Raw genomic sequence first — 17,577 nt, forward strand, 5'->3', positions numbered from 1 at the left:
GGCCGCCAATCGATGTCCCGAAGTAAGTAGCAAAGGCTACCCTTAATGAGGTGAGGGTATCAACACTGTGAGCCCCCGTATAGCGGTCGACCCCACGGAGCGATGCGACGTATGTCATAGTTTTGCCCCCTCGCTCGCGTCATCCCCTTCGGCGGCGACTGCAGCCTCGATCACGTCGACCAATTGACCTGCCCATACGCGGACTGCACCCGCATCGACGCGGTCGGCACGGAACCCGAGAGTTGCAAAGACAGGCCCATCGCCCACCGGCTCGTAAAAACTCAACGTCACATCTGCCTCGGGCACTCCCACCGGAATCGGTACGAGAGAACCGAAGTCGCCGAGCCCGTCCAAATCGGCCTGTTGATGATGGATCACCATCACCTGAGGCCTCATGGACGCCGGATTACCCAGCGCCTGCTCGACATACACATATGAGACGTCCTGATTGCTCAGCGCTTCCAGATTGTTTTCCCGGATGCGAGCCAGCAAGTCTGCAAACGTCGGACTACCGGACGTATCCGTGCGCAGGAGAACAACATTGAAGAACGATCCGATCATCGGTTCGAGACGGGGATCCGACCTGCCCGCAACCAATGAACCGATGGGAAGATCAGTACCCGCGCCGGCCTTCGTGAGAACGCTGGCCAGTGCGGCCTGCAGGACCATGAACATACTCGTGCCGGTGCGCGCAGCCAGGGCGTCGATTCCGGCGTGCAGACCCGCGTCGATGTCGACGGCGATCACGTCACCTCGAGGCTCCGAGTCACCTTCCGGCAACGGAAGATTCACACTGGTCGGTATTCCGTCGAGCGCATCCCGCCAATATGCAAGTTGCTTCGACGCACGGCTGTCGACGTCTCGGGGGTCTCCCAACAGCTCGTCCGACCACACGGTGTAATCGGCGTACGTCAATGCAAGCTCGTCCCAAACCGGTTGATCTCCCTGCGACCGGGCTGCATAAGCAGAGACCAGATCTCCCAGCAGCGGCACTACGGACCACTCGTCGACGGCGATGTAGTGCATGACGAGAAGCAGTGTCCTAGAGCCGTCTTCACCGAGCACCAGATGAACCCGCAACGGTGATTGCTCACGCAGATCCATCGGAAGTTGAGCCAGTTCGAACACCACTCGACCCACATCGCCGGCGCCGACATCGACCACATCGACAGTCGGACGCACCGATTCTCTTGCCACGACGATGCCGTCGACCTCGACGAAGGTGGTCCGCAGGGGTTCGTGCCGCGAAGTCACATCGTCCAAGGCGTGCCCGAGAACCTCCGGATCGATCTTCGATTTCAGGGTCAGCGCCAGAGCGTGGCTTGCTTGCGGTTGCGCGCCGGACGCGCGGAACAACTCCCATTGACGACGTTGCGGCGCAGACAGACCCATCGTCTCGGGACGTTTCACCGCCGGCGCCAGGATCGGACGCCCACCTTCCGAACGCGCGACGACGGCCGCCAACTCCGCAACACTCGGCGCGTCGAATACGTCTCGAATACTGACGTCCACGCCGAACGCTTCACGAATGCGACCGACCAGTTTCATCGAAGCCATCGAATGGCCGCCGAGTTCGAAGAAACTGTCGTGGACTCCGACACTCGGGAGTTGCAGGATTTCCGCGAACGCAGCCGCAACCGTGGACTCCACTGCCGTGCGAGGAGCAACATCACCCGCCAGCTCCGACCAGTCCGGAGTGGGCAACGACTTGCGGTCGAGCTTTCCGTTGGGCGTCAACGGCAGCGGACCGTCAAGGGCAACAACCATGGTCGGAACCATGTAGTCGGGCAACGACACTGCCGCGAGGTTCCGCACTGCCGTCGTGTCGACGACGACACCGGGTTCCGGTGACACGTAACCGACCAAGCGCGTGATTTCGCCCTGCCGATCCGCGACGACCGTTGCCTGCTTCACCGAAGGATGGGCACTGAGAGCTCCGATGATTTCGCCCAACTCGATTCGGAAACCGCGGATCTTGACCTGATCGTCGACGCGGCCGAGGAAGTCGATGTTCCCGTCAGTGCGCCACCGCGCGCGGTCCCCGGTGCGATACATGCGATCGCCCGCGGTGAAGGGATCGGCGATGAATCTCTGCGCCGTCAGATCGAATCGGCCCAGATAGCCTCTCGCCAGGCCGCGTCCCGCGATGTACAGCTCGCCGGATACTCCCGGCGGAACCGGACGGAGTTGATCGTCGAGCACGTACGCCTGTTCGTTGGGGTCAGGGATTCCGATGGGCACGGGACCGTTCCAACCGGGTTCCGCCTGCCACAGTGTGTTGTTCACCGTGGCTTCGGTGAGTCCGTACGCAGCAAGCAAATTCAGCCGCTCCGCCCATCGCCCGATCAGCTCCGGTGGCACCGTCTCGGTTCCGACCAACACGGTGCAGCCCTGCGGCACTTCACATCCTGCCGGCAGAGCGGCCAGCAACGAGGGAGGGATGATCGCGTGGGTGACACGATTGCTCGTCATGAAATCGGTCAGCGCCGGACCGGCAACTCGTGCATTCTGCGGCACGATCACCAGGGTGCTGCTCGTGCACAGTGCCATCGCCAGCTCGAATACCGCGACGTCGAAGCCGACCGAAGCGAACTGCATCACCACCGAACCCGATACCAGTCGCATCCGAACCTCGGCTGTGGCAACAAGACTCGGAATACCGTCATGGGAGAGGACGGCTCCCTTCGGCTTGCCGGTCGATCCCGAGGTGTAGATGACATAGGCAGCGTGGCTGACGCCAACTGGTGGCCGGGGAGTTTCGACGATCACTGCCTCGTCCAGTTCCGCACGGATCAGCGGATCGTCCAGGAGGATTCGCTCGACGCCGACCACATCCTCGATCCGCGAGCTTTCCTCCGCAGTGGACAGAAGTACCGAGGCGCGGGAATCGGTGAGCATGTATGTGATGCGCTCGCTCGGGTGACTCAAATCCAGGGGTAGATACGCGGCCCCCAGCTTGAGCACGGCGAGGACCGACGCGACCATTTCCACCGAGCGCGGGACGGCAAGCCCCACCACGTCTTCGACCGACACTCCGCGGCGATACAGCACGCCGGCGATCCGATCACACTGCTCGGAGAGTTCGCGGTACGTGGCCTGCCCCGCCTCGTCGCGCACCGCAATCGCCTCGGGCGTAGCAACGACTCCACGCGCGAAAGCGTCGTAGAACGTCTCTTCCGGCACGTCGACGGCGGTGTCGTTGAACGAGGTGACAACCTGTTCGAGTTCGCCTGGCAAGAAGATGTCGATATCACCGATCTCGATGTCGGCCGATTCCACGACGGCCGCGATCACCGATTCCAATCGGTTCGAAATTCGCTGTGCCGTTTCGCGATCGAAGAGGTCGCTGCCGTACTCGAGCCGGACGTCGATGCAGCCTTCGTCGCCGAGGTACTCGGTGAAGTTGAACACCAGATCGAACTTGGCTGTGTACTCCTCGAGTTCGAACGAATCGCCGCCCATCTCCTCGCGGCTGTGATAGCCGACCATGACCTGGAACAGCGGATTACGTGCCAAAGTACGCGACGGATTGAGGCGCTCCACCACCGTTTCGAAGGGAACGTCGGCGTTGGCGAAGGCCTCGAGATCTCCCTCGCGAACGCGATCCACCAACTCCCGGAACGTCGGATTACCTGACGTATCCGTGCGCAGCACAATCGTATTGACGAAGAAGCCGACCAGTTCGTCGAGTCCCTGCTCACTACGTCCGGCGACGGGAGCGCCGAGGGGAAGGTCCTCACCCGCTCCGAGCGCAGTCAGCAACGCCGCCGACGCCGCGTGCAGAACCATGAACATCGAACTCCGGCTCTCGCGCGCCAGATCTCGCAGTGCAGCAGTTGTCTCCACGCCCAACCGTGTCACCACTGCACCACCGGAGAAACTCGGTCTGGCCGGTCGACTCCGGTCGGCGGGAAGCAGCAGTTCTTCGGGGGCTCCGTCCAAACTCTTCGCCCAGAAGTCCAACTGCGTGCTCAGGATGCTCGACGGATCGTCGGCGCTGCCGAGTAATTCCCGTTGCCACAGAGTGTAATCCGCGTACTGAACCGGAAGCGGTTCGAAAATTGGATCTTCGCCCTGGATCCGAGAGGAGTAGGCCGACATCAGATCGCGCAGGAATGGCCGATCGGACCATTCGTCCGTTGTGATGTGATGCAGGACGATCACGACCACTACGGCACCGTCCACCTCGGCACCGTCCACCCGGATCAGACGTGCGCGGATCGGAATCTCGTCAGACAGGTCGAACGGACGACCCACTGCCACGGCAATTTCACCGGCGACACCGGATTCGTCTCGATGAACTGTCTCGACCGGAATCGTCGCCGATTCGAGAATTATCTGCTCCGGCGATCCGTCCACCAACCGGAACACCGTACGCAGGGATTCGTGTCGTTCCACGACGTCGCCGAGCGCCGCGGCGAAGACGTCCGCGTCCAGTGCGCCGTCCAAACGGAGCACGATCGGGAAATTGTAGGCCGCGGAGTTCTCCTCCATCTGTCCGATCAGCCACAATCGCTGTTGAGCGGCAGAAAGAGGAAGGTGGTCCGGCCGCGGCTTCGCTACCAGTACCGGTCGCGTCGATCCCTGCTCGGCCGCAATACGTTCCGCGAGTTCCGCCACCGTCGGCGCTTCGAAGAGATCACGCATGGTCAGACTGTTCGGAATGGCGATCCGAGCTCGACTGATCAGCTTGGTGGCCAGAAGCGAGTGCCCACCGAGGTCGAAGAAGTTGTCGTCGACCCCGATATCGTCCACATCGAGTACGTCGGAGAAGAGGTCGCAGAGGACCTCTTCCGTGTGGTTACGCGGTGCGATCGACTCCCCACTCCGCTCCCCCAGCACCGAATCGGCGGTGGGCAGTGCCTTGACGTCGAGCTTGCCGTTGACGGTCATCGGTAGTGTCTCCACCTCGATCACCACGGCCGGAACCATGTAGTCGGGTAGGAGAACTCGCGCCTGCGCGCGGTAGTCGTGCCCGGCGCCGAGTCGCACGGGTGTCACGTAGCCGACGAGCCTCTTGACTCCACCTGCCCCGACGTCGACCACCACTGCCGCTTGCCGCACATGTTCGTCGGATTCGAGAACGGAGACGATTTCGCTCGGCTCGATGCGGTGACCTCTGATCTTCACCTGATCGTCGGTGCGGCCGAGGAAATCCAGGTTGCCGTCACCGCGTCGCCGCACGAGATCCCCGGTGCGGTACATACGTTCTCCGGTCCCAGCCGGATCTGCGACGAAGCGCTCGGACGTGAGCGCGAAGCGTCCGAGGTAGCCGCGAGCCAAACCGGCTCCGGCAATGTACAGTTCGCCGGCAACTCCATCGGGGACCGGGCGCAGCCAGCCGTCGAGAATATGCGCGGCCGTGTTCCAGATCGGTTTGCCGACGGTCGGGGTGTCGCTGTCGAACGTTCCGCCACCGAGCGTGTTGATCGTGTATTCCGTCGGACCGTAGAGGTTGTAGCCCACGGTTCCCTCGGTGTCGCGCAGCCTGTTCCACACCGAATCCGGAACGGCTTCACCGCCGAGCAGGACCAACGGCGGGCGGTGGTGTCCCACACCGTCGTCGAGAAGCCCGCTGTCGATCAGGTGCGTCGCGTAGGTCGGTGTCACGTTGACGACGTCGATGTCCAGTGCGTCGCAGTATGCAACGAGTGCCTCGGCATCACGACGCAGATCCTCGTCGCAAATGTGCACCTCGTGGCCTTCCACGAGCCACAGAAGTTCCTCCCACGACATGTCGAAGGCGAAGGACACGGTGTGCGCGATCCGCAGGCGCCGGCCCGCCGCGGCGATCACGGGTTCGAAAATCGCCTCGCGGTGGTTGAACTGCATGTTCGTCAAGCCGCGGTAACCGGTGACCACGCCCTTGGGCTTGCCGGTCGAACCGGAGGTGTAGATGACGTACGCGGGGTGGTCGAGTCGATGCGGTGCCCCCGGGGCGAATGCTCCGAGTTCCGACGCGGAGAGTGCCCGCGCCGAGATCGTCAGTCTCCTTGCTGCTGTATCGGGTTCGTCGATCACGATAGTGCGGACGTCCGCACCTTCGAACCTCGGTGAGGCCGAAACGGTTGTCAGCAACACGACAGGATCCGCGTCGTCGATCATCACGGCCAACCGTTCGGCCGGATGGTCGAGTTCGAGGGGTAGGTAGGCAGCACCCGTGCGCAATACCGCGAAGAGCGCGACGACCATGTCCACCGAACGTGGTAGGCCAAGAGCGACAATCTTTTCCGGGCCGGCGCCGTAATTGATCAGCAACCGCGCCATCCGGTTGATCTCGCCGTCGAGATCGGCGTAGGTCATCCGGCGCTTCCCGAACACGAGTGCCGTGTCGTTCGGTTGCGCCGACGCGACTTCTTCGAACAGGTCGGCAATGGTGCGCTCCGGCAACTCCCGGATCTGCGTCTGCTGCGCTACTGCGGGAACCGGAGACGCAACAACCGATCCCGCCATGTCCTGCGACCAACTCTGCAGCAGGTCGACGAAGTGACGCAGTAGGTCCTCGGCCCGGCGCGCGGTCACCAGATGCGGATGGAACTCGAACTTGACGTTGACGGTGGCACCCGGTGTGACCACGACGGTCAGCGGATAGTGCGTGTGATCGATACTGTCGCTTCCACTCACGTCGTGAGCGGCGTTGAGCGCGTGGACTTGCCTCTCGTCCACGAAGTTCTGCAGGACCATCAGCACGTCGAAGAGTTGACGATGCTCGGAAACACGCTGGATCGATGCCAAACCGAGGTAGTCGAAAGGCATCAGCGAAAGTCGATCCGCCTGTGTCCGACGAAGAAGTTCCTCGACGCTCTCGTTCGGATCCAGTTGCAGCCGAACGGGAACGGTGTTGAGGAACATTCCCACCACGGTGTCGATTCCCGGTACCTCCGGTGGCCGTCCGGCAACCGTGGAGCCGAAGACGACGTCCTGTCGACCGGTGGCCGACGCCAGCACGAGGGCCAGCGCTGCATTCAGTACCGTGTTGAACGTGACGCCGGACGCGGCAGCGCGCTCACGCAACGCACGCGAAAGCGTTTCCGACAGAACCGCATCGCGGCGATCCGGAAGCTGAACTTCGACACCGGGCATCGGCTCGGCAACAAGCGTCGGCTCCTCGAGTCCTGCGAGCGCTCCGCGCCACCCCTCGTCGGCGGCTGCACCGTCGCGATCGGCCAACCAGGCGAGGTATGTCTCGAACGACCCCTCGGGTTCGCCGAATGCGCTGTCGTCGCCGCCGGTATCGTAAAGCGCCAGAAGCTGACTGACGACAAGGCCGTTGGACCAGCCGTCCCACAGCAGGAACTGCCTGTTGATCACCAGACGATCCTGGCCGCCAGGCAGATGCAGCACACTCATACGCCACAGCGGCGGCGCGGTCAGGTCGAATGGCGTCACTCGGTCTTGGGCGGCGACGGCCTCGGCACGCTCACGAGCAACCGAGTCGTCGAGTTCACGGAGATCGTGGACGACGACCGGAACATCGAGTCCAGCGCTGAAGAACTGCACCGGCTCGTTCAGCCCTTCGCTCACGAAACCCGCTCGCAACGTGGGATTTCGTCGTTGAAGTGTCCGGGCGGCCGCAGCCAACCTGTCGACATCGAGGGTGTGCCCGAAGTCCATCGAGAACTGTGCCGTGTAGATGTCCCCACCACTGCTGCTGTCGCTGCTGCCCGCGTAGCCGGCTTGGAAGTACAGGCCTTCCTGCAACGGTGAGAGTGGGAGGATGCTGCTGACACCTGCCGGACTCGCATCGGCTATCGCGTCGATCTCGGTCTGACTCAGGTCGAGCAACGTCACATCGGACGGGGTCAGAATGGGAGGCCCGGCGTGACGCGCGGCCGCAGCCGCCAGATCGCCGAGGGCCGAAACCCAGCCGTCGGAGAGTGACTGCGCGTCCTCCTCGGACAAATCTTCACTTGCCCAGGCAAACTCGGCGCGGAGCCCCGAATCCACGCTGACGACATTCACGATCAGTCGGTACGGGCCTCCCATGTCTGCGTCGGGATCGGTGGACAAGGCTTCGGATTCCGCTGCCAAGGACCATGCTGTCGATCCAGCTGTCGTCGTACGTCCGAGATAGTTGAACAGGATCTGAGATTCGGAGCGCCCCGCCAATGTCGATGCCGTGCGGGCATTCACGTATCGCAGCATCCCGTAGCCGATACCGCCGTCCGGAGCCGCCCGCAGGCTCTCCTTCACCTCGCGTAGCGTGTCCACCGGGTCGATTCCGCCGTGCAGTCGCATCGGGGCAATCGTGGTGAACCAGCCGACTGTTCGCGACAGATCGATGCCCGCCACCAACTCCTCCCGGCCGTGCCTTTCCAGATCGACCAGCAATTCGTGCTCACTGCGGCCGGTGGAGCGGCGCCAGCGATCGACGGACATCGTCAGCGCTGCCAACAGAACATCCGTTCCCTCGGCACCCACCATTGCCGCAACCGATCCAAGTGCTGCCTCGGAGATTGCTCCGTCCACCGTGACCGTGCGCCTCGAGCCTCCGGATACGACGGCATCGCCCGCGGCGTCGGGGATCAACTGCGCGCCCGGAGCGGTCACGGTCAGCCAGTGATCGAGTTCGGCGAATCGATGAGCACTGTATGCGTGTTCGGCCACCGTACGGGAGAAGGTACGCAGCGAAGTTCCGACGGCATCCAGTGCGGCGGGCTCTCCGGCTTCGACTGCCACCCAGGCCATCGCGAGATCCTCGAGCACGGTTCCCCAGGAAACCCCGTCCACGACCAGGTGGTGCGCGACTATCGCGAGTCTGCCCAGACTCTCAGCGCCGCAATCGAACCAGACCACCGAGACCATCCGCCCTGCAGACGGATCCAATCGACTGGTCGCTGCTTCGGAGTGCTCAGTGACGAGTCTTCGCAACTCGGAGTCATCCAGTCCCCGAGCATCAACGCGTTCGACCAGGTTCGCTGCCCGGACACTACCGGGTTCCTCGATCCGCGCCGACCACATCCCGCGGTCATGTCGGATCAAGGTTTGGCGAAGTCCGTCGTGGTGATCGAGCACGGCCTGCAATGCGCCGGTGATCGAACCGAGAGATGTTGCCGGAGAGTGGATCAGAACTGCCTGGTTGAAGCGGTCGGTACCACCCGTCCATTCGGACAAGCGGTGAACCACCGGCAGCGGAACCAGCTCACCCACGCCGATGTCGGCCGTGACGGTGGCATCCGAGGTGGCGACATCACCCACCGCTGCAGCGATCGCAGCGGGAGTGCGCAATTCGAAGATCTGACGCGGGGTCAGCACTACCGAATCACGACGAGCCAGGTTGACCAGTCGGATCGCCAGGATACTGTCGCCGCCGAGAGTGAAGAAATCGTCGCGCACCCCGACACGGGGCAGTCCGAGAACCGTCGCGAAATGCCCGGCGAGGAGGTCTGCAACGCCCGAGGAAACCACTCCCGTCAAGTCGCCCACCTGTGCCGCAAAATCCGGTGCAGGTAGTGCTTTTCGGTCGAGCTTGCCACTCGGGCTCAGCGGCAGCGACTCGAGCCGCACGAAGGCACTTGGCACCATGAACTCCGGTAGCACTGACAACAACTGAGCTCGAACCGCAACATCATCAGCATCTCCGACCAGGTAGGCGACCACCTGTGCGCGGTTGCTCGGACCGTCGGTTCGGACGATCACGGCACTTGCCGTGACTCCGGGGCACAGCGCCAATTGCGCTTCGATTTCGCCGAGTTCGATTCGGAATCCACGAACCTTCACCTGCTCGTCGGCACGGCCGAGGTACTCGAGAACGCCGTCGGCATTCCACCGCACGATGTCACCGGTCCGGTACATCCGCGAGCCGCCGTCGCTGTACGGATTCGCCACGAATCGTTCGGAGGTCAATCCCCCACGTCCGTGGTAACCACGCGCCAGTTGTGGCCCTGCCAGATAGAGCTCACCGGTGGCACCGGCCGGGACGTTCTGCAGGTAGGGATCGAGAACCAACAGGCCGGTGTTGGCGGCAGGTGCGCCGATCGGGACGCTGACGGCGTCTGCCGGAGTTTCCTGCACCGACGGCTGCCAACTGACGTCGACGGCGGCCTCGGTGGGGCCGTAGAGGTTGTCCACCAGAGTATTCGGCAGGATCTCGGAGACCTTGCGCGCAACGTGAACGGGCAGTGCCTCGCCGCTGCAGTTGACGATCTCGAGCGAAGAGCACAGTGCTGCTTTCGGCTCCGCGAGAAACACGTCGAGCATCGACGGAACAAAATGCACTCGGGTCACGGAATGTTCGACGATGACGTCGGCCAGATAGCCAGGGTCCTTGTGCCCGTCCGGCTCGGCCATCACGAGAGTTGCCCCCACCAGGAACGGCCAGAAGAATTCGGGAACGGAGACGTCGAAGCTCGACGGGGTCTTCTGCAGCATCCGGTCGGAGACGTCCATCGGACGTATCTGCTGTGCCCAGAGCAATCGGTTGACCACACCCTCGTGGTTGACCACAACGCCTTTGGGGCGACCGGTCGAACCCGAAGTGTAGATCATGTACGCGGCATCCGCGGGCGATCCTGGGACACTCAGCGGATCGGCGGGGAACTGCGCCGACTCCGATACCGTCACCCGCGGAACCGAACCCGAATCGAGTGAAGAGTCTTCCGACACCACGACACACACAGGATCGGCGTCACCCAGCATGTACGTCAGCCGCTCCGCCGGGTAGCCGGTGTCGAGGGGAACGTATGCTCCCCCGGCCTTTCCGATGCCGAGTATCGCGACCATCAGATCAAGAGAGCGAGGCAAGGCAACCGCTACCAACGATTCGCGTCCGACGCCACGTTCGCGCAGCAGATGCGCAAAACGATCAGCGCGAGAGTGAAGTTCGGCGTAGGTCAACGACTCTTCACGGAAGATCACTGCGGTGGCTTCGGGCGTACGCCCGGCTTGATCCTTCAGCAGCTCGGTCAGCGTTGCGCGCGGCCGATCCAAGGCCGTGCCGACGCTCCCCGGCTGTGCGGGTGCCAGCGCGATCCGGCCGATGACCTGATCGAGATCGCGCGAGAGCTCGGTGAGTACGACTGCGAGAGTTTCGGCCAGCGACGCAGCGGCGTCGCCGTCCACCTGAGCAGCGTCGTACTTGAGCTCCAACGCCAATCGATCGCCGGGGACGACGATCAGGGTCAGCGGGTAGGCCGGTCGCTCGTCGAATCGAATTCCCGTCAGTCGCACCGAGTTCGTCCGATCAGCGATTGCCGTGTCACCGAGTGGATAGTTCTCGAACACGACGAGTGATTCGAAGTCCTGCTCCAGTCCGCCGGTCCGTCGCAGTTCGGGTAACCCCAGGTATTGATGGTCGAGTAGTTCCGATTGTTCCCTCTGCCAACGGGAAAGCGCTTGCGCGGCTGTCTCTGCCGGATCGAACCGCAACCGAGCCGGCACGGTGTTGATGAACAAGCCCACCATGGACTCGATGCCGGGCAGGTCTCCACCGCGTCCCGATACGGTCGATCCGAACAGCACGTCTGTTCGGCCGGTCATTCGGCCGAGCACCAGCCCCCAGGCGCCGTGCACGAGCGTACTCAGCGTCAGGCCATGGGAGCGTCCGTTGATCGCCAGTGCGCGAGTATCACTGTCGGACAGCTCGACTCGGGTGGCACAGACGCCGCTGCTGCCCGCGCTCGGCGCGGGAAGTTCGACCGCCGGCCCGGGAGAGTTCAGCGCTTCTCTCCACACCGCTGCCGAGGCCTCGTGATCGTGGCGGGCCAACCATTCGAGATAGCTGCGGTACGGCGCCGGAGTCGGGAGCACCGCGCCGGAGTCGCCAACGCTGTACGACGCCATCAGCTCCCGCAGCATCACCGGAACCGACCATCCGTCTGCGACCGCATGGTGAATCGACTGCAGCAGAAGGTACTTCTCCGAAGAGGCACGGACAAGCGTGTAACGGACGAGCGGCGGTTGCGCCAGGTCGAACCCGCGCGCGCGGTCGGCGGAAAGCAGTTCATCGACATCGGCGCCGGCCACCTCGACTACCGCCATCTCCACGACAGCGCTCGGGTGCACCACCTGCACGACCCGGCCGTCACCCAGGACCGAGAATCCGGTGCGCAGCGCCTCATGCCGATCGACGACGGATTGCAGCGCGCGGTGCAGCGCCGCACTGTCCACGGCTCCGGTCAGTTCCACAACCTGTTGCACGACATACTGATCGGCCCCCGGATCGGCAAACGCCGAATGGAAGTAGATCCCTTCCTGCAGCGGAGTGAGTGGGAGAATCTCTTCAGCCTTCGGTAACCCGTCCACGTCTGCCTGAGCGAGCGCCACCAGAGGGTAGTCCGAGGGTGTGGCTCCGCCGAAGGCTGCGAGCCCGGACACGGCCTCGAGCGAGTCCAGCCACAACCGCGCAAACCTGTCGATGTCGCTACGCAGGAAGATGTTCGACGCCCAGGTCAGGGTGGCTCGCAGGCGTGGTCCACCGGCGGCGTCCTCGGCTACGACGTCGACAGACAACGCGTGACCCATCGGCATGGACGGATCGGCAGCACCGTCCATCGACACCGGGAACCAGTCCCCCTCCGCTGCGGCAGTGCGTCCCAGATAGTTGAGCACCACCTCCGGCGCTGCGAAACTACGCAACTGATCCGAGCCGCCGAGGTATCGCAATGCTCCGTACCCGAAGCCGGCGTTCGGGACCCGTCGAAGTTGCTCCTTGACGCTCTTGAGAACCCCCGCCAACTCGCCGCTCGCATCGAGATCGGGAGCGGCTGTACCGATCTCGAGCGCCACCGGAAACACTGTGGTGAACCATCCGACGGTACGAGTCAGGTCGACGTGCGCATCGCCGTCACCGCGAACGATGTCTTCGTCGCGTCCGTGCCCCTCCAGGTCGATCGTCACCGATCCGGCACCGCTCCAACGGGTCAGCGCCACGGCAAGTGCGGTGACCAGCACTTCGCTCACATCGGCTCCGAACGCCCGTGGGACACTGCCCAACAGCTGATCTGCAAGTTCTGGAGGTAGGGTGATCGACCGCGCCGCAGCGGTGCGCGCGAGGTCAACTGCCGGGTCGAGTGCCCGACGGCCGAGAGATGCCCGTTGTGCGGACGTCACCGAGTCCCAGAACTCGATTTCCGAGTCCAGTCGCCCGGCTCCGACCGCCTCCGAGACGAGTTCGGCGTACCTTCGCACCGACGTGCCGACCGGAGCGAGTGCGGGTTCGTCGCCATTCATCGCTGCGATGCCGGCGCGCGCGAGGTCCTCGAGGATGATGCGCCACGAGACGCCGTCGACCACCGCGTGGTGGATGACCAGCAACAGCCGTCCGGGACCGGTCACAGGGCGGAACAGAACAGCGCTGACCATCGTGCCGTCGGCCGGATTCAGACGGCCGACAGCTCGCTCGGTCTCGGCGACGATCAACGGTCCGCATTCTTCGAGCGGTGCCGGTAGTGCACGGGTCTCGAAGACCACAGCCACTTCGTTTGTCTCCGGGACGAGCAGTCTTCCTTCGGGCGTCAACGTCGCACGAAGTGCATCGTGGCGCGCCACCAGGGCGTCGAGCGCCGCCTGGACATGCTCGGACGTCAAGGCTGACGGCGTCTGAATCAGCGCTCGCTGGTGGAAGGTTCGTACTGCGTCCGACACTCCGAGAACCCTGGCGGCAATCGGCGTCGTGTCTACGTGGCCGATCGGTTGGTCCGCGTGGTCGACGATCTCAGCCACTCGGGAGGACTGGGCACGCGCCATAGCCTCGGCGGTGCGCAGTTGGAACACCTCGCGAGGACTGATCGACAAACCGGCAGCACGAGCCGCGGTCACGAGTGAGATCGCGACGATGCTGTCGCCGCCCAGTGCAAAGAAGTCGTCGGTAACGCCGACCGAATCGAGGCCGACTGCCGACGCGATCAACGTGCAGAACTGTTGTTCGACTTCGTTTCTCGCAGCGACATGTGCACTCAGTTCGGCGAGATCGGGCTCGGGTAGCGCGCGACGGTCGAGTTTGCCGTTTGCCGTGAGCGGAAACTTGTCGAGGACGGTGACGGTGGTCGGGACCATGTAGTCGGGCAGCTTGCTCGCAGCCCACTCGCGAAGCTCACGTGAGTCGATCGCGAGGTTCGTCCCCGACGCTGCGCTCACGTAGGCGGCGAGATACTTTGCACCTGTTGGTGCTTGGCGCACCAGAACTGCCACGTGACGCACTGCGGGGTGCGAAATCACGGCGGCTTCGACATCCTCGAGTTCCAGGCGCATGCCGCGGATCTTCACCTGATTGTCCGTGCGTCCGAGGAAGTCGAGGGTGCCGTCGGCGGTCCATCTGGCCAAGTCACCGGTGCGATACATGCGGGATCCGGCCAGATCACCTGAGACGAAGGGATCCGCGACAAAACGAGATGCGGTCAGTGCCGAAGCACCCACGTATCCGCGTCCCAGCATGAAGCCCGCGGCGTAGAGTTCGCCGCCGGTGCCGATCGGAACCGGCTGCAGGTCGCCGTCCAACACGTACAGACGAGTGTTGGGGTTCGGGCGACCGATGGATGTGGCGATTCGTTCCGCGTCCTCGCGGTAGATCACATGGGAGACACCGATGGTCGCTTCGGCCGGGCCGTAGCCGTGATACAGCGTCGTGGACAGTTGGGCACGGAACCGGTCGAAGAGTTCAGGCGTGAGAACCTCACCGCCGCACCACACGTGCTTCAACGAATCGAGCTGATCGGTCCCGTTCGCCAGATCCAGAAGGATGTCGAGCATCGACGAGACCAGGTAGACGAAAGTGACCGATTCTCCGGCGATCAGGTCGAGCAGGTATTGCGGGTCGCGTTCCCCCTCGGGCTTCGCGATCACCAATCGACCGCCGGAGACGAGTGGGAGCAGGATCTCGTTGATCGAGATGTCGAACGAGAGTGGGGCTTTGAACAGTGAGGCATCGCCGGACCCGAACCCGAGAATCCGCTCCCGCTGCCACAGCAACCTTGCGCAGATTGCCTCGTGGCGGATCATGGCGCCCTTCGGACGTCCGGTCGAACCGGACGTGAAGATGACGTATGCGAGTTGGGCACCGTGACTACGAATGTCGGAGGTCATTGTCTCGGATAGGTCCGAGGGCCCGTCCTCGTACGCCCACGCGGAGAGATCGACCGGAACTGAGTCGTCTACACCGTCCGAGGTGAGCACCAGTGTGGCGCCCGCGTCGGCAAGTACCGATTCGCGGCGTTCGGCAGGCCATGACGGATCCAGCGGCACGAAGGCACCACCGGCACACATGACGGCCAACAACCCCACCACCATCTCGGCGGATCTCGGAAGGCCGATCGCCACAACGGTTTCGGGTGCGACACCGCGCGAGATCAAATGCGCGGCGAGCTGCGATACCCGACTTTCGAGCTCGCCGTAGGTCAGCCGGATATCGCCGTCGACCACGGCGACGGCGCCCCGATCGGCAGAGAAGCTGCTGCGCAACAAATCCGGCACCGTCGTCACGGGTTGCGGTTCTGCGGTGTCGTTCCACCCGTGGAGCACGAGTTCACGCTCCGCGAGCGACATGGGGTCGAGTGCCGAGATCGGAAGCTGCGGCTCGGCTACGAATCGATCGAGGAACTGTTCGATTCTCGCGGTGTGATCGGCCAACTCCCTGTCGAATCCGGCCGGGGCGCGGACGTCGATCTCGATCGGCTCCCCGTCCTGACCACCGCGCACACTCAGATCCAGGTCACTGACTCGACCGGTTACCGAATTACGCACGCGCACCGGGCATCCGCCGAAGGTGAGTGTGTGTTCGAACATCATCGAGTTGATGCCGGGGCCGAAGACCTGACGGTCGGGATCGATCGCCCGAATGTCGCGAGCAAGATCCTCACCTCGGTACCGCCCGTGCTTGAGAATCGAGACCAGGGCGGTGTCGAGACGAGTTGCCAACTGGCCGATGCTTTCCGAGCGTTCTACCCGAATACTCAGCGGCAAAATCGTCGACGCCATCGAAGGAGTGCGACGCATGTCGCGCCCCACCCGAGCGGCCATCGGTACCGAGACGACAACGTCGTGCTGTCCCGTGGTTCGTGCGATGTACGCGATCAGCGCAGCCATGGGCAGGCGAGTTCGTCGAATCCCGGCGTCGGCCGCATAGCGATAGAGCTGTGCCGCGCGATCAGCGTCGAGCGTGAGCATCGCTGAGATCGGCGGCAGCGAATCATCCACCTGCCCATGCAGAATCCGCGTCGCTTCCGGTCCGGATTCAACGCGCTCGGCCCAGTACTGACGGTCGGTCTGGAATCGCGGAGAGTTCCGGTAATCCAGATCGGCTGCAACCACGGCGTCGAGTGACCACTGCGGCGCGGCAGTCCCGAGATTCGGATCGTCGTATCGCTCGGCGACGTCGGCGACGATGAGCGAGATGCCGTACCCGTCGATCACGCTGTGGTGATAGCGCTGATACCAGATGACTCGGTCGTCAGCGGTCAGCAGAAGCACCTGGCGGAACAGCAGATCGTCCGGACCGAAGACCCGAGCCATGTCGGTGTCCATCCACGACTGCGCAGTCGAATCGGGATCCGCCTCGGCCCGAAGGTCGAGAATTTCCACGTCCCAGCGCGCATCCGGAATCGGCACCTGGATCAGCTGGTTGTCGGCATCGACCTCGAAGTGCACGAACAGCGCTTCGACGCGTCCGACGCTGGCCTCGATCGCCGCTGCCGCGCGCTCGATGTCGATCGTGCCGTCGACCTCGACGACAAGTCCGATGTTGTAGACCGGACTGCTCGGATCGACGTTCTGAGCAACCCACACCTCACGCTGAGCGGCCGTCGCCGGGAGCGCTGCGTCCAGATCGGCACCGCCCGATACCGCCGGGTGAGCTACCTGAGAGTGGTCAGACATCAAGAATCCGATCATCGTCGTTCATGCTCATCGAACGACGAACACCCTCGCAAGTTTAGGGTAGGCTACCCAGGAACGTGAAGGTGCGCTCCCGCCCTGGTCAGACCTGTTCCCACGGACCGAATTCGAGCAAAACGTCAATTGCCGTCTTACCGTCCTGCGGCCGAACGACATGTTCGAGGGCATAGACCCTCGATCCCTCCGCAGCGCGAGCGAGATCGGAAATACCGGGCAGAATGGTCGGTTCGGGTGGACCGCCCACACCACGATGGAAGTTCTCGATGGAATGCCCCAAATAGAGGACCCGTCCGCCGGGCGTCAGCCACTCCCCGACGCGCTTCAAGGTTGCGGCCAGATGGTCGACCTCGAGGTGAAGAAAGCTGACCAACACCAGGTCGACCAGCCCTTCCGGCTGCCACTCGGTCGCGTCGCCGACCTGCCAGTCGACAGCCTTGTCCCCGTCACTCGCCCGTGCCAGATCGATCGCCACCGACGAGTAGTCGACCGCAGTCACCGACCAACCTTGCCCAGCCATCCACCGCGCGTGACGGCCGTCGCCGCAGGCCAGATCGATCGCGGTGCCTGGTCTCAGATCGGAAATTCTTGTTGCGACGGTTCCCGCCGGGTCGACTCCCCATGGCTCCGTCACCGCTCGGTATCGCTCGTCCCAGTCGCGTGCGTCCATGATTGCTCTCCCATATCCGTTTCACCGTTTCAGATCGGACGGTGCCCCCAGCAGCATAGAGAACCCTCGAATGTGACAGATCG

General features: G+C 63.5%; 2 protein-coding genes. Both read right to left on the bottom strand.

Going from position 1 to position 17,577, the window contains the following annotated elements:
- Nucleotides 1-114 precede the first annotated feature (114 nt).
- Complete coding sequence (locus ACN50D_RS19475; protein ID WP_211921492.1) at nt 115-16,824, bottom strand: non-ribosomal peptide synthetase; 16,710 nt, start codon at nt 16,822-16,824, stop codon at nt 115-117.
- Between the two features lie 85 nt (nt 16,825-16,909).
- The gene (locus ACN50D_RS19480) at nt 16,910-17,494 is read right to left on the bottom strand and encodes a class I SAM-dependent methyltransferase (RefSeq protein ID WP_003945672.1); all 585 of its coding nucleotides are present in this window, start codon (nt 17,492-17,494) and stop codon (nt 16,910-16,912) included.
- Between the last annotated feature and the right edge of the window lie 83 nt (nt 17,495-17,577).

It is taken from the genome of Rhodococcus sp. SB1D (genome assembly GCF_048573875.1).
Classification (GTDB): Bacteria; Actinomycetota; Actinomycetes; order Mycobacteriales; family Mycobacteriaceae; genus Rhodococcus_F; species Rhodococcus_F qingshengii.

Bases quoted from the DNA above. Each gene is read 5' to 3' on its own strand.
- ACN50D_RS19475 (WP_211921492.1), bottom strand. From the start codon at position 16,824: ATGATCGGATTCTTGATGTCTGACCACTCTCAGGTAGCTCACCCGGCG.
- ACN50D_RS19480 (WP_003945672.1), bottom strand. From the start codon at position 17,494: ATGGACGCACGCGACTGGGACGAGCGATACCGAGCGGTGACGGAGCCA.